Below are 18,149 nucleotides of genomic sequence, written 5' to 3'. Positions count from 1 at the left end.
CCGGAGCCGGGCCGTCCGGGGCCGGGCTGTTCGGAGCCGGGCCGTGCCGAGTCGGGCCGTGCCGGGCGGCAGCACGCGGGGCTGTGCCATGTGGGGCTGTGCTGTTCGGGGTGACGCCGCGTGGGACGGCAGCGCGTGGGGTGACGCCGTCGGTGGTCGTGACAGGCAGCTCTCACGCGCGGGCGTCCGCCCCGTCGAGCATCCGCGCCCACAGCCGGGGGAAGGACGGCACGGTCTTACCGGTCGTGGCGATGTCGTCGACGAGCACGCCCGGCACGACCAGTCCCACCACGGCGTAGGCCATGGCCAGGCGATGGTCGGCCCGCGGGTCGAGGCGGGCGCCGGTCAGCGGCGCGGGGGAGACGGCCAGCCCGTCGTCGGTCACGGTGATGTCCGCGCCCAGCCGGCCCAGCTCGGCCGCGAGCGCGCCGAGCCGGTCGGTCTCCTGCAGGCGCAGGTGGGCGATGCCGCGCAGCCGGCTGGGCGAGTCGGCGAGGACGGCGAGCGCCGTGAGTGTCGGGGCGGCCTCGCCGTAGTCGCTGAGGTCGACGTCGATGCCGCGCAGCCGGCCGGGCCCGCGGACCTCCAGGCCGGCCGTGGTCAGGGTGCAGACGCAGCCCATGGCGGTCAGCAGGTCGGGCAGCACGCGCCCGGGCTGGACGGTCCCGCTCGGCCAGTCGGCGAGCACGACCCGCCCACCGGTCGCCGCGGCCGCGGCCAGGAAGGCGGACGCGCTGTTGATGTCGGGTTCGATGACCCGGTCGTGAGCGTGCGGCGGCCCCGGCGTCACCGACCAGCGCGCCTCGCCGCCGGGGCGACGGTCGACGTCCACCTCGACCGTCGCCCCGGCGGCGCGCAGGTCCGCGACGGTCATCTCCAGGTACGGCCAGGACGGCAGCCGCGCACCGACATGACGGACGGTGACGCCCTGGTCGTAGCGGGGGGCCGCCAGCAGCAGACCGGAGACGAGCTGGCTGGAGGTGGACGCGTCCACCGTCACCGCGCCACCGGGCAGGTGCCCCCGGCCGTGCACGGTCAGCGGCATCCGGTCGCCGTCGATGGCCGCGCCCAGGGTCCGCAGCGCGTCCAGCAGAGGGGTGAGCGGACGCTCCCGCATGCGCGGGTCGCCGTCGAAGACCACGTCGCCGTGTGCCAGCGCGGCCAGCGCGGGGGTGAACCGGGCGACGGTGCCGGCGTTGCCGCAGTCGATCCGGGCAGCCGGGGCCGCCTGGAGCGGGTAGCGGCCGTGGACCAGCCAGTCATCGTGGTCATCGACGACGGCGACGCCGAGCTCGCCGAGGGCGGCGGCCATGAGCAGCGAGTCGCGGGAGCGCAGCGGCCTGGTCAGCCGGCTGGTGCCGGCGGAGATCGCGGCGAGGATCAGGGCGCGGTTCGTCGCCGACTTGGACCCGGGCATGGTCACGGTCGCGTCGACCGGCCGGTCGGCCGTCGGCGCCGGCCAGGGATCCGTGGGTACGTCCGTGGTGACGGTCACCCGTTCAGCATGCCGGACGCGGACGCCCGGCAGGCGCCACCGGGGCTGTCAGCCCGCGGCCGTACCCGTTCGCGTGCCGGCGATTTTGATCAGGGCTGGTAGTGGGGGCCGCGGAGATGTGATCGCGCCGCTTGGAAACATGGTTCGGTGGCGCCCGGGTTCCTGTCCTGGTCCGAGGCTGGCATTGCCGTCAACCGTCAACCGTCAACCGTCTAGCGAGTACGTTGAGTACTTGACGTACTTCTGGTGTCTGGCCTAGGAGGTTGGATGACCGCCGTGCACTATGACAGCTACACCGACGCTCGCGCCCACCTGAAGGATCTGTTGGACGCGGCGGAGCGGGGCCGGGTCGCGACGGTGCGGCGGGACAACCGGATCACCGCGTTTGTGGACCAGGAGCGTCTGCGGCATTTCCTGGCCTCGGTGAGCCCGTCTCGCGCCCAGGTGGTGGCGGAGGCGGGCGGGTGGTCGATCCTCATTCCCGGGTTGCCGGTGGCCGCCGACGGGGCGGATCTGGACGAGGCCCTGGACGAGATGATCGTCGCCCTGCGGGAGTATGCCGAGGACTGGCAGGATCGGCTCCTCGACGCCCCCAACCACGCGACCAACTGGGGTCTGGTCCAGTTGGTCACTCTCAGTAGCGACGTCCAGCTGCGTGAATGGCTGGTCGGGCCGGTAGGGTGATCTTTTCTCAGCCGGCCCGCGAGGCGCACGAGAAGTTCTGCCGGGCCGAGCAGTGGACCCAGGTCCGGGACGCACGCGGACGGACCGGCACCCACCACGTCACGTTCGAACTCGCCCTCGCCGACGGACGGGTGCTGCGTACCCGTATCTCGCACCCGGTCGACCGGACGGCGTACGGGCCGAGCAGGTGGAGCCACATCCTGCGCGATCAGTTGGATGTCACGGAGGACGAGTTCTGGACGTGTGTGCGGGACGGCATCCCGCCCAAGCGGGGCGCCCCGGACGTGCCCGCGCAGGCCCTGCCGGCCGAACTCGTGTATCTGCTCAGGCAGCGGGTCGGCCTTGGCGAGGCTGAGATCGCGGGCATGACCAGGGACGAGGCCGTGACACGGCTCAACCGGTACTGGACCACAGGATCATGACCGCCGTGGCGCGGCCTGGCGGGGCATGACCGCTGGACGGCCGGGAAGCGGCGACGGCCGTCGCCGCGGGCTCAGTCGGGGCGGCGGGCGCTGGCGACCAGGTGGATGCCGATCGACTCGCCCTCGCGTTCGGCCGAGAGATCGACCTCGGTGCGGACCAGGGTGGGAAAGCAGGAGACGTCGGAGGCGACCGCGCGGGTCACCGCCTCGGCCGAGAGCACCGTCCGCGGGCGGATCCAGTCGACGTCCAGGCCGGCGCTGGTCAGCAGGGCGCGCAGCTCCTCCGGCCAGAAACAGCGGGTGATCGACCCGTCCTCGGCCGGGACGAGGACGACGTCGGCGCGCGGGACGTCGGACAGCTCCGCCCAGCGGTGCTGCTCGGCGAGCCGGGCCAGGCCCAGCAGCAGCGAGTCGACGCACAGCAGCAGCCGCCCGCCGGGGCGCAGCATACGGTGGATCTCTTCCAGGGTCGTCTCGGTGGCCAGGCAGAACGACAGCGCGCGGCCTTCGGCCAGGACGGCGTCGAAGCTCTCCGGCGTGAACCAGTCAAGCGACCGGGGGTCACCGGCCACCTGCACCAGCCGCCCGGGGCCGGTGATGTCGCCCGGCCGGACCGCGGTGAGCCCGCCGGCCGCGCCGGGACGCACGGAAGCCCCGCCGGAGCGGGCATGGCCGTCCGCGCGCCTGCCGGCAGCGCGGGCCCCCGAACGGTCCGGGGCCGGGACGACGCGCACGACGTCGTGCCCCGCCGCGACCATCTGGCGTGTGAACCTCGTCCGTGGGCCGGAGACGTCCAGGACCCGGATCCGTGGCATCGGCAGCCAGCTGGCCAGCTGGGTGGCGGCGACATCTTCGTAGAACGCCCAGTACGGATCATCGCTGTCCGTGGGGGCCTCATAGACGAGGGTCGGCGTTCGTCCGCGCGACTGATCTGGCTCGGCGTCGAGACGCGGCAGCATGGACCTTTCCTACCCTTCAGGGGGGAAGATGCGAAACAAGTCACACACACTCACGGGAAGTCTGACAGATGCACACGGGCAGCGGTGACATTTTTCTCCCGGGTACGACCACGGCCGGCGCCTCCTCCACCGATCGGACTTCCCTGGAAGTGGACGGCGCACGGGTCTTCCTAGTTCCCGCGACCGGGGCACCGGCGGGAACTGTCGTCCTGCTGCACGGTGCCGCCAGCGGGACGGATGTCGGCGTGTTGTCCGTGCTGGCGCGGCGGCTGCCGGCGCGCGGGGTCGGGGTGGCCCGCCTGGAGATGCCCTATCGTGTCGCCGGCCGCCGCGCGCCGGACCGTCCGGCCCGGCTGGACGCGGTGCTGCACGCGGTCATGGACGCCCTGGGGCGGCCGCGGCCCGTCGTCCTGGCCGGCCGTTCCATGGGATCGAGGGTGGCCTGCCGCTGCGCCCGCACGACCGGGGCCGCCGGAGTAGTGGCCTTCGGCTTCCCGCTGTGTCCCCCAGGACGGCCCTCCGCCTCGGCCAAGAAAGATTTTGGCCGAGGCTTTGGGCAGGATCCCCCAGGACGGCCCTCCGCCTCGGCCAAGAAAGATCTGGAGGAGGAGGCTGCCCGCGACGGTGGGCGGGAGCCGCGGGGGAGCCGGCCGTCGCGCCTGCCCGAACTGCTCGCCGCCGGCGTCCCCGTGCTCGTGCTCCAGGGGGACCGGGACACCTTCGGCATGCCCGGTCCGGACCCGGCCCGGCACATCGAGGTGCATGTCCTGGCCGGCGCCGACCACGCCATGCGGACACGCCGCAAGGACGGCCGCGACGAAGCCGAGGTCGTCGACGAGGCGGCGGCCGTCGCGACAGAGTGGATCATTGTCCGGCTGGCCTCCGCCAGGCCGTGAGCGTCCGGCGGGCGCCGAGGCGCCGAGGCGCCGTGCTCCGCGGTAGTTCTGTCGTGACGCCGTAGTTCTGTTGTAACGTTGTGAAGATTGCAGGTCTATAGTGGTTGATGGCAGTAAATGTCATCTTGTCGGCTTTTTCGTGTTCTCGTGTTGCTCTTCCCGTGTACTTGTGGAGGTGTGAGGGCGGCCCTGTCACGCGTCCGCCGAGGCCGGGGCTCGGGGGCCGCCGGGAATCCGACGGCTGGTCGGGCGGTTACGCCACCTGCAGAGATTCTTGGAGCCGTCCGCGACGCGGGAGAGCGACGGGCCGGGCTGATCGTTTCATGGTCCGCCGGCCCCCATGATCGTGTTGGTTCCGGCCGGCGGGGACATCCATTCGGAGGTTCGATGACTGCCCAGTTCGCAACCGGGCTGGCGGGCCGGTGGCGACACGACGATGTTCGCGACGGCGCGCCTGTTGTGCCGTCCGTGGCCGAGGCCCCTGGGCCGCTGGTAGCCTGTGCCCGCGTCACCGCGTCGACGCCCGCTCCGGCGCCCCGTCCGCATGATGGCCTGCTCGGCCCTTCCGGCCGGCGGCCAGACGTCCCGGAACCTGCCGGTACCGATGGCTTTTCCGTACGCGCGTACGCACCGGCCAGGGTATCGTCCGTTCCAGGAGCCGCCGGCACGTCCGTGAGCCGGTATCCCGCGGACGACCCAAGGAACGAGGGAGTGGTCCTGGTCGACGAGACCGTCGAGGAGCGCAGCAGCCGCTTCGAGCGAGACGCCCTGCCTTTTCTTGATCAACTTTATGCGGCGGCGCTGCGGATGACGCGTAATCCGGCCGACGCCGAAGACCTGGTGCAGGAAACCTTCGTCAAGGCGTTCGCCGCCTTCCACCAGTTCCAGGAAGGCACGAACCTCAAGGCGTGGCTCTACCGCATCCTGACGAACACGTTCATCAACACCTACCGCAAGCGTCAGCGCCAGCCGTTGCAGAGCCCGACCGAGCAGGTCGAGGACTGGCAGCTCGCCGACGCCGAGTCGCACACGTCCAGCGGCCTGAAGAGCGCCGAGACCGAGGCGCTGGAGCACCTGCCGGACAGCGATGTCAAGGAGGCGTTGCAGGCGTTGCCCGAAGACTTCCGTATTGCGGTGTATCTTGCGGATGTAGAGGGGTTCGCCTACAAGGAGATCGCGGAGATCATGGGTACCCCGATCGGTACCGTGATGTCACGCCTGCATCGCGGCCGTCGTGGGCTGCGTACCGCTCTTGAACACTACGCCCGGGAACGCGGCCTGGTCCGGGCCGGCAGCTCCGAGACCGACGGTGGTGGATCGTGAGCTGTGGGGAGCCGCACGCGGTCGACTGTCGGAAGATCCTGGAAGCGGTCTACCTCTATCTTGACGGCGAGATCGATTTCGAGCACAAGCACCTGGTTCGTTCCCATCTGGACGAATGCTCCCCGTGCCTTCGGGAGTTCGGGGTGGAACACGAGGTGAAGCTGCTGGTGGCCCGCAGGTGCGGGGGGGAACGCGCACCCGAGTCGCTCCGGGAGAGCGTCCTGGAACGGCTGCGGGCCGCCCGTATCGACGCGGATACGGCGGAGTTCCGCGCCGAATAAGGACTGAACAAGACTGGAGCAAGGAGGTCGGCCGTGACGGCCGGCCGTCCGACCGGCGGTTAGGCTCTTGTGCCGTGCGTATCCTCGTCACCGGCGCGGCCGGTTTTATCGGTTCCACGGTCACTGACCGTATGCTCGCCGACGGCCATGATGTCGTCGGGGTCGACGATTTGTCCACCGGTCGACTTGAGAACCTCGGCCCCGCTCTGCGTGACCACCGGTTTTCCTTTGAGAAGGTGGATATCACGTCCACCGAGCTGCCCGGTGTCGTCGGGCGGGTCCGTCCCGACGTCGTCCTGCACCTGGCGGCCCAGATCGACGTGCGGGTGAGCGTCAGCGACCCACTGCTCGACGCCCGGCTGAACGTACTCGGCACGATCAACGTGCTGGAGGCGAGCCGGCTCGCCGGCGTCGGGAAGTTCGTCCACACCTCCTCCGGCGGCTCGATCTACGGGACGCCGCGGCACCTGCCGGTGGACGAGACCGTGCCGGTGGCTCCCGAGTCGCAGTACGCCGCGGGCAAGGCGGCCGGTGAGCTCTACCTGTCCGTGTACCGCTCCACATACGGGCTGGCCACGACGGCACTGGCGCTGGGGAACGTCTACGGCCCCCGCCAGGATCCGCACGGCGAGGCCGGGGTGGTGGCGATCTTCGGGACGGCGATGCTCGAGGGCCGCCCGACGAGGATCTTCGGTGACGGCACGACCACCCGTGACTACGTCTTCGTCGGCGATGTCGCGGACGCCTTCGCCCGGTCCGTCCCGCCGGATGCCGCCAACGGCGAACGCCTCAACATCGGCACCAGCACGCAGACGACCGTCCGGGACCTGCACCGCGCGATCGCGGGGATCGTCGGCGTGGCGGACGCCCCCGAGTTCGCCACGCCCCGGCCCGGTGAGCTGCAACGGATCGCGCTCGACATCGGCAGGGCGGCCCGGCTGGTCGGCTGGCGGCCCCAGGTCGACCTGGACAGCGGGCTGCGGCAGACAGTGCAGTGGCTGCGGACCCGTACCACCACCGGCTGACCAGCGCCTCTTCCCGGCACGTCCCCGCCGCCTGCCTGCCGCCGGGCGGCGGGTTCCACGATCGCCACCGGCCAGCCGCCGTTGTGTGCTGATCGCTGTGCGCCGGCAGCTGTGCGCCGGTCGCTGTGTTCCGGCTGGTTGTCGACCGGTTGTCCGCGCTCCTGATGGTTCGGGTTGTGGCCCGGTGGATTGTCACCGGGCCATTGCCGCTCCCGGCCGGTAGCTTCGCGGCCACGCGCGGGACGCGAACGGCGTCACAGATCCGTACGCGACAGATCCGTACGCGACAAATCCGTGACCGCCCGTGCCCGAGTTCGCCCGTGACCCGAAGAACATCACCCGCAGAACGCCAGGTGTCCGGATGGCTCAGGTGTTCGGGCGCTTGCCGTGGTTGGCCTTGCTCTTGGCACGTGCGCGCCGCTTGCGCTTCTTCTTCGCCACGTCGGGAACCTCCTTTCCGCTCCGGCCATCCTGCCAGACCCACGCCTCGGCCCCCGTCCACCACACCCCGCCCCGTCCATCCGCCGAGCGGGATCCCATCGTCGCCCACCGGTCACCCGGCTCGCCTGAACCGGCTCGCCTGAACGATGTGAATCGATGCCGCTGCCCCAGTGGCGAACTCACATCGTTCCACCGCCTGCCCGCTGATCGCGGCGGAGCCGTGGGCCGTCCGTTCCTTTTCCTTACCGGTCATCGGATGATCGGTAAGCCGTCGTGACGGCCGGCTCTTCCGCCAGGGGCTCCCGGGCGGTGGCGGAGCCGCTGTCCGGGGGGAGCCGGGATGCCAGGGTCCGGCGGGCCCGGACCGGCGCGACCGCGCCGAACATGCCGACGCCGGCGGCGATCAGGACGTCGCCGATGCCGACGACGGATCCCGCGCCGGGGAACGCCAGCGGGATCACGTCGGTGGCCGGGCGCAGGACGGTGTCGTCACCGCCCGGCGTGTGCCGGGCGGAGGCGTATATCTCGCTGGCGGGCACGCCGGCCCGTTCGGCCGCCCACAGCGACACCGGCATCTGACCGCCGTTGGCGAGGATCACCACGGTGTTCAGCGCGATCCCGGCCCACAGCAGGCCGACGCCGGGCAGCCGGGAGTTCGCCGCGGCGAACAGCACGACCGCCACCGTGGCCAGCGCCCACGAGACCGCGTGCAGGCCGGGGATGAGCCGGCCCGCGCTCAGGGCCGCGACCGTGGCCACGAACATCCACGGGCGTGCCACATAGATACGGACCAGAGCGTCCAGCGTGCCACCGCGGACCAGCCCGATGATGACACCGCCCACCAGGGCAAGCACAAGGAGAACGAACACACTCGTAGTGTGCGTTGTCCGCGGGGCCTTCGGCCGCAGGTGTGGCATTCCGGCATGTCCGGGTCGCCGCGGCCGGCTCTCCGCCGCCGTGCCCCGGCTGTGCCGCCTGGCTGTCCGTGCCGGCCGCCCACCCGTCCAGTGAAGATCGTTGACAGTTCCGGAGAGGGCCCGGGCCGGGAGTTGTTACCAGCGTGTCAAGAAATTGGGTGGATCGGTGCTCGAACAGGGGCTTTCTTTGTTGACGTGGCGCGCAGCGGTCGGGCGTCGACGCACACTACGCTCACGCTGTGCACATGTCCGCACCGGAGCAGGAACGCTCGGAACAGGGAAGGGGAGCCGTGGCCGAGGAAGTTCGGGCCGAGATGGTAGCCAACGTGTGGAAGGTCGTGGTCGGTGTCGGGGACACCGTGTCGGCCGGTGACACGCTGGTGATTCTCGACTCCATGAAGATGGAGATCCCGGTACTCAGCGAGGACGGCGGCCGGGTCGCCCAGATCGCGGTGCGGGAGGGGGACGTCGTTCAGGAGGGTGACCTGATCGCCCTCCTCGACCAGCTTCCGGTGGCCTGACCAGCCAGGTCCGCGACGAAGCGGGCCCGGGGGCGAGCGGGCCCGGGGGTCAGCCCGCGATCGTGCCGTGTTCGACGCAGCTGGCCGTCCAGCCGGTCGGGGTGATCTGGACGATCATCCGTCGTCGGCAGGTCCGGCAGAACCGTGGCGGTTCCAGCAGCCGGGCCTGGGCGCAGATGTCGTGTCCGCCGTCGGCCAGCGGCCGTCCGCACCGGTCGCAGAAGGCCGCCTCCGCCGCGCCGGCTGACCCGGGGAGCGGGCCGCGTCGGGCCTCCCCGACCGGCTGTGCCGGTCGGGGAGGCCCGACGGGAGCGGCAGAAGCGTGATCGGGCGGCCAGTGGCCTGCCGGCGCCCCGGGCGTGGGAGAAGCGTGATCGTTTCGCCTCTGACCCTCGGTAGTCATGGTTACGAGGGTAGAACATCGGGCGGCTCGGCCGACGTTCTGCCCGCGGCCGTTCTACCCGTCACCCGCCGGCCCGTCACCCGCCGCCACGGCTGGCCGCGGCGGCGCCGGCCTGCTCAGGTCCCGGCCGTCCCGGCCGTTCCGGGCTGCCACGGCCGGGACGGTCAGTGATCAGAACGTGGACTGCATGGACTTGATGGGCATCTTCAGGTCGGCAAGCATCTCCAGATCCGCCTCGGCGGGCCGTCCCAGCGTGGTGAGGTAGTTGCCGACGATGACCGCGTTGATGCCGCCGAGCATCCCGTCGACAGCGAGGTCACCGAGAGTGATCTCACGTCCGCCGGCGTAGCGCAGGATGGTGCGCGGCAGCGCGAGCCGGAACGCGGCGATGGTGCGCAGCGCCTCCTTCGGGCCGACCACCGGGAGATCGGCGAACGGTGTGCCCGGCCGCGGGTTGAGGAAGTTCAGCGGTACCTCGTCGGGCTCGAGCGCGGCGAGCTGGCCGGCGAGTTCGGCCTGCTGCTCCAGCGTCTCGCCGACCCCGATGATGGCGCCGCAGCACAGCTCCATGCCGGCGGCCCGCACCATCTCGCAGGTGTCCCACCGCTCCTGCCAGCTGTGCGTGGTCACGACCTGGGGGAAGTGCGAGCGCGCCGTCTCCAGGTTGTGGTTGTAGCGGTGGACGCCCATCGCGGCGAGCTCGTCCACCTGCTCCTGGGTGAGCATCCCGAGCGAGCAGGCGATGTTGATGTCGACGGCGGCACGGATCGCCTCGATCCCCGCCCGGACCTGGCTCATCAGGCGCTTGTCCGGGCCCCGGACGGCGGCGACGATGCAGAACTCGGTCGCGCCGGTCTCCCGGGTCGCCTTCGCGGCCTCGACCAGCGACGGGACGTCCAGCCAGACCGAGCGCACCGGTGAGTCGAACTTGCCGGACTGGGAGCAGAAGTGGCAGTCCTCCGGGCAGCCGCCGGTCTTGAGGCTGACGATCCCCTCGACCTCGACCTCCGGGCCGCACCAGCGCATCCGCACCTCGTGCGCCAGCGCCAGCGCCTCGCCGATCCGGTCGTCGTCGAGCCGCAGTACCTGGAGGGTCTGCTCGGCGGAGAGCCCCTGGCCACGCTCCAGCACCTGCTCGCGGGCGACCTGGAGGATGTCGGCGACCGGCGCGTTCCCTCCTGGGCTCCCGGCGGCCGTCGGCTGGTCGGCCGTCGGCCGGGTCGGTGTCGGCGGTTGCGTCGGCGGGGTCACGGGCACGGGCACGGTGGCTACTGACGGCGGCAAGGCGGTCTCCTGTGGTAGTTCGGTTACGGACCGTCGATTCGTCCGAGGATCCGGATGGCCCAGGTCCGTGAGGTCCCCGGGATGGTAAGCGGGCCGAGACAAGTCACGGTCTGTGGCTCTCTCGGAAGTCGTGGGCGTCGAAGGTGCCACCGAGGGCGGGCGCCAGGCAGACCCGGGCGGTGGCGCGGAACGCCGCGGCATCGGCGTGCCCCGCGCCCGCTGGCAGCGCTCCGGCGAGTGGGCGCGCGGCGAGCATCTCCATGTCCACGATGTTCGAGCGACAGGCGAGGTCGGGGGCGGCCGGCCAGGAGCCGATGACGAGCCCGGCGAGATCCAGCCCGCGGTTGGCCAGCGCCTCCAGGGTCAGCGCGGTGGTGTTGAGCGCGCCGAGCCCGGCCTCGCTGACCAGCAGCACCGGCGCGGCCAGCGTACGGGCGAGATCGGCGACAGTGCTGCCCTCGTCGTCGTAACGGACCAGCAGCCCGCCCGCGCCCTCCACCAGGACGAGCCGGTAGCGCTCGGCGAGCTCACCCACGTGCCGGGCGACGTCGGTGAGCTCCACCGGGGCACGCCGGTGCAGGCGGGCCGCGGCGGCCGGCGACAGCGCCGCCGGGAACCGGGCGTACTCGTACAGCCCCTCGACCCCGGACAGGGCGCGCACATGGTCGAGGTCGCCGGGCTCGCCGGGCTCGACACCGGTCTGGGCGGCCTTCACCACGGCGACGTCGACGCCCCGCTCCCGGGCGAGGGTGGCCACCGCGGCGGTGACGACCGTCTTCCCGACCCCCGTCCCGGTTCCTGTCACCACGAGAACCGTCATCCGGGACATCCGGGACAGCCGGGACGGCCGGGCGTGCCGATGGCCGCGGCGAAGGCGTCGGCGGCCCGGGCCAGGTCGGTGGCGGTGAGGTCGGCGCGGGCCGCGACCCGCAGCCGGCTCGTGCCCGGGGGCACGGTCGGAGGGCGGAAGCAGCCGACGGCCACCCCGTGCGCACGGCAGGTCTCCGCCGCCCGCACCGCGCGTTCCGGCTCGCCGAGGACGACCGACACGACCGCGCCGGCCGGCCGGGGCGCGCCGGTGAGGTCGGCCAGGTGGCGGGCGTGCCGTCGGACGTCGTCCGCGAGAGCCGGGGTCGCGGTGAGGATCCCGAGCGCGGCGAGCGCCGCGCCGGCGCAGGCCGGCGCCAGCCCGGTGTCGAAGATGAACGTGCGGGCGGTGTCGATGAGATGCGCGCGCACGGCCGGCGGGCCCAGCACGGCGCCGCCCTGGCTGCCCAGCGCCTTGGACAGGGTGATGGTGGCGACCACGTCCGGCTCGCCGGCGAGCCCGGCGTCCGCGAGCGCGCCCCGCCCGCCGGGGCCGACGACGCCGAGGCTGTGGGCCTCGTCCACGACCAGCAGCGCGCCGTGGGAGCGGGCGACCGTGTGCAGCGCGGCCAGCGGGGCCAGATCGCCGTCCGCGGAGAACACCGAGTCGGTGACCACGACGGCGTGCTGCCACGACCGTTCGGTCAGCGCCGCGTCGACCGCTGCGACGTCGGCGTGCGGCGCGATGACCACCTGCGCCCGGGACAGCCGACAGGCGTCCACCAGCGACGCGTGGTTACGCTCGTCCGAGACGATGAGGTCGTCGGGCCCGGTGAGCGAGGTGAGCACGCCCAGGTTGGCCGCGTACCCGGAGGCGAAGACCAGCGCCGAGGCGAAGCCGGTGTGTGCGGCCAGAGCGTCCTCAAGGTCGCCGTGCAGGGTGGTCGTCCCGGTGACCAGCCGGCTTCCGGTGGAGCCCGCGCCCCAGGTGCGCAGTGCCCGCACCCCGCCCTCGACCACCTCGGGGTGGCGGGACAGGCCCAGGTAGTCGTTGCCGGCCAGGTCCAGCGGGCGGGTGGGATCCCCGCCTGCCGGGTCGCCCGGCGTGCCTGAGCCGGGCGCGCGCGGGCGCACGACCCGGCGCAGCCCGGCTTCTTCCCGGCGCCGGGCATGGCCGTCCAGCCAGCCAAGCGGATCGGGGACCGCCTTGGTGGTATGCGGGTGCACACCAGGAAGCCTAGGTCAAAGGTGACGCGATCATGGTTTTCGTGTTGCCGGAGACACTGAAGTCGGCCCGCCGAAGGCAGCGCGATCATGTTTTCGCGCTGCCGGAGGCGCTGGAACCGGTCCCGCCGAAGGCAGTACGATCATGGTTTTCGTGTCGTCGGGAGAGTGACCGGATCATGGCGGTGCCGTGATCCGGGAAAGCTGATCGGGCACACGTGCTCCGAGCCGGCGCCGCGTCTGGCAATCTGCCTGCGTGGGAACGCTGGAGGACCTTCTACGCGAGAGTACCGATCTTGGTGCGGACGACATCGACCATCTGCACGCCCTGGTGGCCGACTGGGCGCTGTTGGCCGACCTGTCCTTCGCGGACCTGCTGCTGCTCGTGCCCAGCCGGGCCACGGCGGCTCGCGGCGGAGCCGGCCCGGGAGCCGAGTTCCTGGTGGTCGCGCAGGTGCGGCCGACCACCGGGCCGACGGCATACCACAACGACGAGGTCGGCAGCGTTGTGATCAACAGATGGGTGGTGCAGAACTCGTGGCGCGAGCACCGGATCGCCCGGGAGGGTGAGCCGGAGTGGGACGGCGGGGTGCCGGTGCGCACCGAGGCGATCCCGGTCCTGCACGCCGACCGGGTCATCGCCGTGCTGGCGCGGGACACCAACCTGGCCACCACCCGGACGCCGAGCGCGCTGGAGTCGGCGTACCTGCAGTGCGCGAACAACCTGGCGCTGATGATCGCCGAGGGGGCGTTCCCGTTCCGGGGCAGCAACGCCGAACTGCCCGAGGCGCCGCGCGTCGGTGACGGGATGCTGCGCCTGGACGGCTCGGGGAAGGTCATTTTCGCCAGTCCGAACGCGCTGTCGGCGTACCGCCGCCTCGGCTACACCGGCAACGTCACCGGTGAGGACCTGCGTTCGGTGCACCGGATGCTGAACCTGCCCGCGACCACGCCGGCCGTGTGGCACGCGATCGGGCGCCGCCGTCCGGTCGAGGTGGAGCTCGCGGTCGGGAGCACGGTGGTGCTGCTGCGCGCGATCCCGCTGTTTCCCGGCGCCACCCGTGAGGTGCTGGTCCTCGTCCGCGACGTCTCGGACCTGCGGCGCCGGGAGGCGCAGCTGCTGAGCAAGGACGCGACCATCCGCGAGATCCACCATCGGGTGAAGAACAACCTACAGACGGTAGCGGCCCTGTTGCGCCTGCAGATGCGCCGTACCAAGGTGGACGAGGCGCGCCTGGCGCTGCGGGAGTCGGTGCGGCGGGTGACCTCGATCGCGGTCGTGCACGAGACCCTTTCGCAGAGCCTCGGCGAGTCGGTGCCCTTCGACGAGATCGCTGACCAGATCACGTCGGTGACGGTGGACCTGGCTTCGACCGGGACCAGGGCGAGCACGACCCGCAGGGGATCGTTCGGCCAGCTGCCCGGTGAGCTCGCCACGCCGCTGGCACTTGTGCTTTCCGAGCTGCTGCAGAATGCCGTCGAACACGCGTTCGATGGTTCGGCCGGTTCGATCGAGCTACGGGTCCGGCGGTATCCCGACCGGCTGGACGTGGTGGTCGCCGACAACGGTGCCGGGCTGCCCGAGGACTTCCAGCTGGAGCACTCGCCCCGGCTCGGCCTGCAGATCGTGCGCCAGCTTGTCCTCGGTGAGATGCAGGGAGCGATCCGCCTCCAGGCGGGTGCGGAGCGCGGTACCGAGGCCCTGCTCTCCATCCCGCTGCGCGACTGAAAAAATTTTTCCAAGATCGGTGTTATGAGGACCGTCGAGGTGGGTACAGCACCACCGTGCCTGGCGCCGTCCCACCCCGTCCTGGCCTGTCGTTTTCTGCCATTTCAACACCGGTCCAGCGAGTGCCGTCGGCTTCGCTGGCAAACGACGCGGACACGGACAGAAGCAGCTCCAAGGCACACGACAGCATCCCGGTGGCCCATACCTCATGGCAGGGCCATCTGGGAAGTCGCCGTCCGGCTCGAGCTGGGGTGGTGCCTGCGGGTACTGCTCAGGCGGTGCGGACGCGGGTGCGCGCGGGGCGCTTGAGCGCTCGGCGTTCATCCTCGCTCAGACCGCCCCAGACCCCGGAGTCCTGCCCGGTGTCAAGAGCCCAGCTCAAGCAATCACTTGTCACGGCGCACCGCCGGCAGACGGCCTTTGCTTCTTCGACCTGGCGTTCAGCCGGACCGGTAGTACCGATCGGGAAGAAGAGCTCGGGATCCTCGTCGCGACAGAGCGCTCTGTGGCGCCAGTCCATGCGTACAACTCCCTCTCTCGTCTCGAGCCACACTGCACGTGAGACGCTTTACGAGCCGCCACGGTTGTGTCGCACTTTCCGGCCGCCAAACGGCTGCCGGGCCCGCGCGGCTTCTCGATCTTTCGACCGGATGCACCGTCGCGTGTGAACCCGAGGTGTATGGGGTCATCCACCTCGGACATTCGCCACCCTCCCACCGCAACTGGCATGGGCGCAAGGACCTGCAAGTGGCTTCCCACCCCTTACCGACCCCTGACCACCCGGTTTCGTCCGTTAGAGACACAGGTGGACCACTCTTTGCGGCGGATCGGACGACGGTGACACACAGACCGTCCTAGTACCGCCAACTCAGGGAACACGCACGCCTGGCAGAGCCAGGACGGCATGCCGAATTGGCATTCGCGGTTGTCACCCCGGGTTTCTCGCGCGGTTCCCGGGCCCGGAGCCTTCCGGATCTCCGACCGGCTTCCGGCCCGCGGGCGGGCCAGGCAGTGATCACGCACTTCCGGCGTTCCGACGCATCCGGCCTCGCCAGCCCTGGCGTTACCGGGGGCGCGGCCGTGATGGCATCGTTGGCGCATGCAGGTTCTTGGTCACCGCGGTAGCCGGGTCCCCGGTCCGGAGAACACCGCTGAGGCGGTGGACGCCGCGTTGCGCGCTGGCGCCGATGGTATCGAAGTGGACGTACGGCGCAGCGCCGACGGGGATCTGGTCTGCGTGCACGATCCCCGGCTGCCGGGGCGGCTGACCGGCCGGGCCGTGATCCGCCGGACGACCCGCGAGCTCACCGGTCTGGGCGTGCCCACCCTGACCGACATCCTCGACGCCTGGGACGGCCGTGGCCGCCTCGTTCTCGAGGTCAAGAACCAGCCGGGCCAGCCCGACTTCGACGCCCCCCGGGAACGGACCGCCCGGGCCCTGGTCGAGCTCCTGCGCTCCCGCGGGCTCACCCGGGCCGCCGACGGCGCGTCCGGGGCGGTGACCGTCTCCTCGTTCGACTGGTTCGCGATCGAGGCGGTACGCGACGCCGGGATCGGCGTGCCCACCGCGTTCCTCACCATGCCGCGGATGTCGGCCAGCGGCGGCATCGCCTACGTGCGCTCCGCCGGCCATCAGGAGCTGCACGCCCACATCTCCTCGGTGCTCGGCTCCCCGGACGTGCCCGAACGGGCCCGGGCGGCCGGCGTGGGCCTGGTGACCTGGACGGTCACCTCGGTGCGGGAGGCCGACCGGCTGCGGGCCGCCGGTGTGGACGGGGTGATCTGCGACGACCCGGCCGAGGTCGTCCGAGGGCTCGGCCGGGGAGCGGCCTGAGCGGGCGCCCGACGGCAGCGAGCCGGCAACCCCTCGACCAGGGGGCTCCCCGCCCGTTCCCGGCTCCGGCTCCGGCTCTCGGGCGGGCGCTCGCGTCCGGCTCAGGCGATGACGGGCGCTCAGCCGATGACGCGCAGCGCCCTCGGCTCGGACCGCAGCGTCACCCGGGTCTGCGGGCCGATGTACTCGCCGTCCATCTGGAACGGCAGCTCGCGCGCGGCCGTCAACGTGATCGTGCGCTGGTCGTGCAGCGTGTAGACGTTCTTGCCGTGGGGGCCCCGGGCGCTGTGCAGCATCTGCAGGCCGGCGTGGGCCGTGCGCGCGAGCGTCGGCCGGTACAGGCCGAGAAGGTCCAGGCCGGTGTCGAACGAGGCCGCCGGGCAGGCGCGTACCAGCTGGGAGTCGAAATACGTCCAGGGCGTCGTGTTGCACACCACGGCGGCCTGGACGGTGTCCGGCCGCGCGGCGCCCGGGCCGGCCACGTCGACGGCCGCCCCGGCGGCCCCGGCCGCCTGGCCCGGTTCGCCGGTGGTGATGGTGATGGGCGGGCGCCGGCGCCCCGCGCCGCGGACGAAATGCCCGAGCGCCGAGCGCAGGTACAGCCCCGGGGTGTTGCGGCGCCCGTGTACCCGCTTGCGCTCCACCCGTTCGACCACGGCCGCGTCCACGCCGAGGCCGGCGCAGAACATGAACCACCGGGACTGGCTGGTGCCCGACCGGCTGGTGAAGGTGGCGTGCCCGAGGCCGATCCGGCGGCTGCGCCCTTCGCGCAGTGCCTCCAGGAGCTCCCCGGTGGCCTCCACCGGGGAGGCGGAGTAGCCGAGCGCGCGGGCGAAGACGTTGGTGCTCCCACCGGGCACCACGGCCAGTGCCGGTGCGCCCGGGACCGGACCCGCCCGCAGGAGGCCGTTGGCGATCTCGTTGACCGTGCCGTCGCCGCCGAAGGCGACGACGAGGTCGACACCGGCGTCGGTGGCGCGCTCGGCGAGCTCGATGGCGTGGCCGCGGCTCTTGGTGGCGACGGTCTCCAGGTGCAGATCCGCGGCCAGGGCACTGACCAGGACATCCCGGACGCGCTGGGTCGTAGCCGTGGCGAGGGGGTTAACGACCAGCAGCGTACGCATGATGTCTACGTTAGCGGTTCAGGGCTTTCCAGGCGTCACGACGTAATTCTTGCCACCGGTGGAATCCCCGCCACCGGTGGAATCCCGCCGGCGGACATCCGCGTCTCCTCCACATCTCGACCCGCGTGTCCACCCGCATGTCGTGGTGGGGCCCGTCAGGCATACCCACCGGGCTTACGCGGCCGTGGAGAACACGTACTGTCGGCGTGTGGGTTCCAGGGCTGGATCCGAGCGGATCGTGCCGGCGCCGGCGGGCGGTCCGCAACATGACAACGCCTGGCGTGCTGCCCGGCGTGCCGTACACGCGTTGCGGGCCGCCGCGGTGCTGCTGGCCGCCGAAGGACTGTTACTTGTCTGCCTCGGCGTCTTCCTGGTGGTGCGGGGTTTCGGCGCGGATACCGACGACCGGGGCCGGGCCGAGCTCGGCGGCCTGTTCGCCGTTGTTGCCGGGGTCGTCCTGTGGCTGCTCACGTGGGCGTTGCTCGCGCGTCGGCAGTGGGCCCGTTCCCCGCTTGTCGTTGTTCAGATTTTGTGTATTCCGGTTGCTGTTGGCCTTCTGCAGGCCCATCGCTATGGCGAGGGCATCCCACTGGTCGCGGTCCCGGTCGGGGTGCTGGTGCTGATCGGTGTCTCCGGTGCCTACCGCCCACACCAGCCCACGGGCCCGGGTGACTCCTCCGGATGACCCGGCCCGCGCTGGCCACGAGCTGGTACGGCCGGGCCGCCACCACGCCCCGCCGGGGGCCCTGCCCCGGATGCCCACAGCCGGAGGATAGGGCC

Annotated in this window: 20 protein-coding genes; 10 read left to right on the top strand and 10 right to left on the bottom strand. The window is 71.7% G+C overall.

Features of this window, described 5'->3' with window-relative positions; translation table 11 throughout:
• Nucleotides 1-172: 172 nt before the first annotated feature.
• Complete coding sequence (aroA, locus tag NBW84_RS03960) at nt 173-1,495, bottom strand: 3-phosphoshikimate 1-carboxyvinyltransferase (protein ID WP_250281800.1); 1,323 nt, start codon at nt 1,493-1,495, stop codon at nt 173-175.
• Nucleotides 1,496-1,762: 267 nt separating this feature from the next.
• On the opposite strand from aroA, the gene NBW84_RS03955 reads away from it, so the two are divergent.
• A complete protein-coding gene (locus NBW84_RS03955) occupies nt 1,763-2,179 on the top strand; it encodes a hypothetical protein (protein ID WP_250281798.1) in 417 nt (138 codons plus the stop codon).
• Nucleotides 2,179-2,601, top strand: coding sequence for a cytotoxic translational repressor of toxin-antitoxin stability system (locus tag NBW84_RS03950; protein ID WP_445548266.1), 423 nt, complete (start codon nt 2,179-2,181; stop codon nt 2,599-2,601). The genes NBW84_RS03955 and NBW84_RS03950 overlap by 1 nt, the downstream gene beginning before the upstream one ends.
• Before the next feature lie 71 nt (nt 2,602-2,672).
• Here NBW84_RS03950 and NBW84_RS03945 read toward each other — a convergent pair whose 3' ends face one another.
• Nucleotides 2,673-3,560, bottom strand: coding sequence for a methyltransferase domain-containing protein (locus tag NBW84_RS03945; RefSeq protein WP_250281795.1), 888 nt, complete (start codon nt 3,558-3,560; stop codon nt 2,673-2,675).
• A gap of 68 nt (nt 3,561-3,628) precedes the next feature.
• On the opposite strand from NBW84_RS03945, the gene NBW84_RS03940 reads away from it, so the two are divergent.
• The 4 genes from NBW84_RS03940 to NBW84_RS03925 all read left to right on the top strand — a co-directional run bounded on the left by NBW84_RS03940 (nt 3,629) and on the right by NBW84_RS03925 (nt 7,085).
• Nucleotides 3,629-4,456 (top strand): alpha/beta fold hydrolase, encoded by an 828-nt coding sequence (locus NBW84_RS03940; protein ID WP_250281794.1) that lies wholly within the window; start codon nt 3,629-3,631, stop codon nt 4,454-4,456.
• A gap of 387 nt (nt 4,457-4,843) precedes the next feature.
• Nucleotides 4,844-5,779, top strand: coding sequence for a sigma-70 family RNA polymerase sigma factor (locus tag NBW84_RS03935; RefSeq protein WP_445548263.1), 936 nt, complete (start codon nt 4,844-4,846; stop codon nt 5,777-5,779).
• Nucleotides 5,776-6,060, top strand: coding sequence for a mycothiol system anti-sigma-R factor (rsrA, locus tag NBW84_RS03930; RefSeq protein WP_250281793.1), 285 nt, complete (start codon nt 5,776-5,778; stop codon nt 6,058-6,060). The genes NBW84_RS03935 and rsrA overlap by 4 nt, the downstream gene beginning before the upstream one ends.
• 74 nt (nt 6,061-6,134) lie before the next feature.
• On the top strand, nt 6,135-7,085 hold the full coding sequence (locus NBW84_RS03925; protein WP_250281792.1) for an NAD-dependent epimerase/dehydratase family protein: 951 nt from the start codon (nt 6,135-6,137) through the stop codon (nt 7,083-7,085).
• A gap of 366 nt (nt 7,086-7,451) precedes the next feature.
• Here the strand turns inward: NBW84_RS03925 and NBW84_RS24070 are convergent, their stop codons facing one another.
• Together NBW84_RS24070 and NBW84_RS03915 are read right to left on the bottom strand one after the other, a co-directional pair.
• A complete protein-coding gene (locus tag NBW84_RS24070) occupies nt 7,452-7,526 on the bottom strand; it encodes a 50S ribosomal protein bL37 (protein WP_369299096.1) in 75 nt (24 codons plus the stop codon).
• Nucleotides 7,527-7,768: 242 nt separating this feature from the next.
• On the bottom strand, nt 7,769-8,395 hold the full coding sequence (locus NBW84_RS03915) for a DUF5317 domain-containing protein (protein ID WP_250281789.1): 627 nt from the start codon (nt 8,393-8,395) through the stop codon (nt 7,769-7,771).
• 338 nt (nt 8,396-8,733) lie between these two features.
• On the opposite strand from NBW84_RS03915, the gene NBW84_RS03910 reads away from it, so the two are divergent.
• Nucleotides 8,734-8,964: a biotin/lipoyl-binding carrier protein gene (locus NBW84_RS03910; protein ID WP_250281787.1), complete on the top strand. Its 231-nt coding sequence runs from the start codon at nt 8,734-8,736 to the stop codon at nt 8,962-8,964.
• 49 nt (nt 8,965-9,013) lie between these two features.
• Here NBW84_RS03910 and bsaP read toward each other — a convergent pair whose 3' ends face one another.
• From bsaP to NBW84_RS03895, 4 genes are all read right to left on the bottom strand, one after another.
• Nucleotides 9,014-9,367 (bottom strand): biotin synthase auxiliary protein BsaP, encoded by a 354-nt coding sequence (gene bsaP, locus NBW84_RS24065; RefSeq protein WP_445548626.1) that lies wholly within the window; start codon nt 9,365-9,367, stop codon nt 9,014-9,016.
• 171 nt (nt 9,368-9,538) lie between these two features.
• Complete coding sequence (bioB, locus tag NBW84_RS03905) at nt 9,539-10,651, bottom strand: biotin synthase BioB (protein ID WP_445548265.1); 1,113 nt, start codon at nt 10,649-10,651, stop codon at nt 9,539-9,541.
• Between the two features lie 103 nt (nt 10,652-10,754).
• Nucleotides 10,755-11,471 carry a dethiobiotin synthase gene (gene bioD / locus NBW84_RS03900; protein WP_250281784.1) on the bottom strand — a complete coding sequence of 239 codons (717 nt, stop codon included), beginning with the start codon at nt 11,469-11,471 and terminating at the stop codon, nt 10,755-10,757.
• A complete protein-coding gene (locus NBW84_RS03895; RefSeq protein ID WP_250281783.1) occupies nt 11,468-12,685 on the bottom strand; it encodes an 8-amino-7-oxononanoate synthase in 1,218 nt (405 codons plus the stop codon). Before NBW84_RS03895 ends, bioD begins: the two co-directional genes overlap by 4 nt.
• A gap of 253 nt (nt 12,686-12,938) precedes the next feature.
• On the opposite strand from NBW84_RS03895, the gene NBW84_RS03890 reads away from it, so the two are divergent.
• Entirely contained in the window at nt 12,939-14,411 is a 1,473-nt protein-coding gene (locus tag NBW84_RS03890; protein WP_250281780.1) for a sensor histidine kinase, read from the top strand.
• Nucleotides 14,412-14,682: 271 nt separating this feature from the next.
• Here the strand turns inward: NBW84_RS03890 and NBW84_RS03885 are convergent, their stop codons facing one another.
• Nucleotides 14,683-14,931 carry a WhiB family transcriptional regulator gene (locus NBW84_RS03885; protein WP_013872459.1) on the bottom strand — a complete coding sequence of 83 codons (249 nt, stop codon included), beginning with the start codon at nt 14,929-14,931 and terminating at the stop codon, nt 14,683-14,685.
• A 579-nt stretch (nt 14,932-15,510) separates the two neighbouring features.
• On the opposite strand from NBW84_RS03885, the gene NBW84_RS03880 reads away from it, so the two are divergent.
• Complete coding sequence (locus NBW84_RS03880; protein ID WP_250281778.1) at nt 15,511-16,245, top strand: glycerophosphodiester phosphodiesterase; 735 nt, start codon at nt 15,511-15,513, stop codon at nt 16,243-16,245.
• 119 nt (nt 16,246-16,364) lie between these two features.
• On the opposite strand, the gene NBW84_RS03875 is transcribed toward NBW84_RS03880, so the two are convergent.
• On the bottom strand, nt 16,365-17,369 hold the full coding sequence (locus tag NBW84_RS03875) for a diacylglycerol kinase family protein (RefSeq protein ID WP_250281777.1): 1,005 nt from the start codon (nt 17,367-17,369) through the stop codon (nt 16,365-16,367).
• Nucleotides 17,370-17,607: 238 nt separating this feature from the next.
• Between NBW84_RS03875 and NBW84_RS03870 the strand changes: the two genes are divergently transcribed.
• Complete coding sequence (locus NBW84_RS03870) at nt 17,608-18,054, top strand: hypothetical protein (protein ID WP_250281775.1); 447 nt, start codon at nt 17,608-17,610, stop codon at nt 18,052-18,054.
• Nucleotides 18,055-18,149 lie beyond the last annotated feature (95 nt).

Origin of the sequence: Protofrankia sp. CiP1_Cm_nod2 (genome assembly GCF_920664355.1) — a bacterium.
In the GTDB taxonomy this organism is placed as follows: Bacteria; Actinomycetota; Actinomycetes; order Frankiales; family Frankiaceae; genus Protofrankia.
Note: the sequence above shows the minus strand (reverse complement) of the source record. Positions and strands in the feature narration are given on the sequence as shown.

What these genes read in the sequence shown, in the direction of transcription:
- NBW84_RS03955 (WP_250281798.1), top strand. Translation starts at nt 1,763, where the DNA reads ATGACCGCCGTGCACTATGACAGCTACACCGACGCTCGCGCCCACCTG.
- NBW84_RS03945 (WP_250281795.1), bottom strand. Translation starts at nt 3,560, where the DNA reads ATGCTGCCGCGTCTCGACGCCGAGCCAGATCAGTCGCGCGGACGAACG.
- NBW84_RS03940 (WP_250281794.1), top strand. Translation starts at nt 3,629, where the DNA reads ATGCACACGGGCAGCGGTGACATTTTTCTCCCGGGTACGACCACGGCC.
- NBW84_RS03935 (WP_445548263.1), top strand. Translation starts at nt 4,844, where the DNA reads ATGACTGCCCAGTTCGCAACCGGGCTGGCGGGCCGGTGGCGACACGAC.
- bsaP (WP_445548626.1), bottom strand. Translation starts at nt 9,367, where the DNA reads ATGACTACCGAGGGTCAGAGGCGAAACGATCACGCTTCTCCCACGCCC.
- bioD (WP_250281784.1), bottom strand. Translation starts at nt 11,471, where the DNA reads ATGACGGTTCTCGTGGTGACAGGAACCGGGACGGGGGTCGGGAAGACG.
- NBW84_RS03885 (WP_013872459.1), bottom strand. Translation starts at nt 14,931, where the DNA reads ATGGACTGGCGCCACAGAGCGCTCTGTCGCGACGAGGATCCCGAGCTC.
- NBW84_RS03880 (WP_250281778.1), top strand. Translation starts at nt 15,511, where the DNA reads ATGCAGGTTCTTGGTCACCGCGGTAGCCGGGTCCCCGGTCCGGAGAAC.
- NBW84_RS03875 (WP_250281777.1), bottom strand. Translation starts at nt 17,369, where the DNA reads ATGCGTACGCTGCTGGTCGTTAACCCCCTCGCCACGGCTACGACCCAG.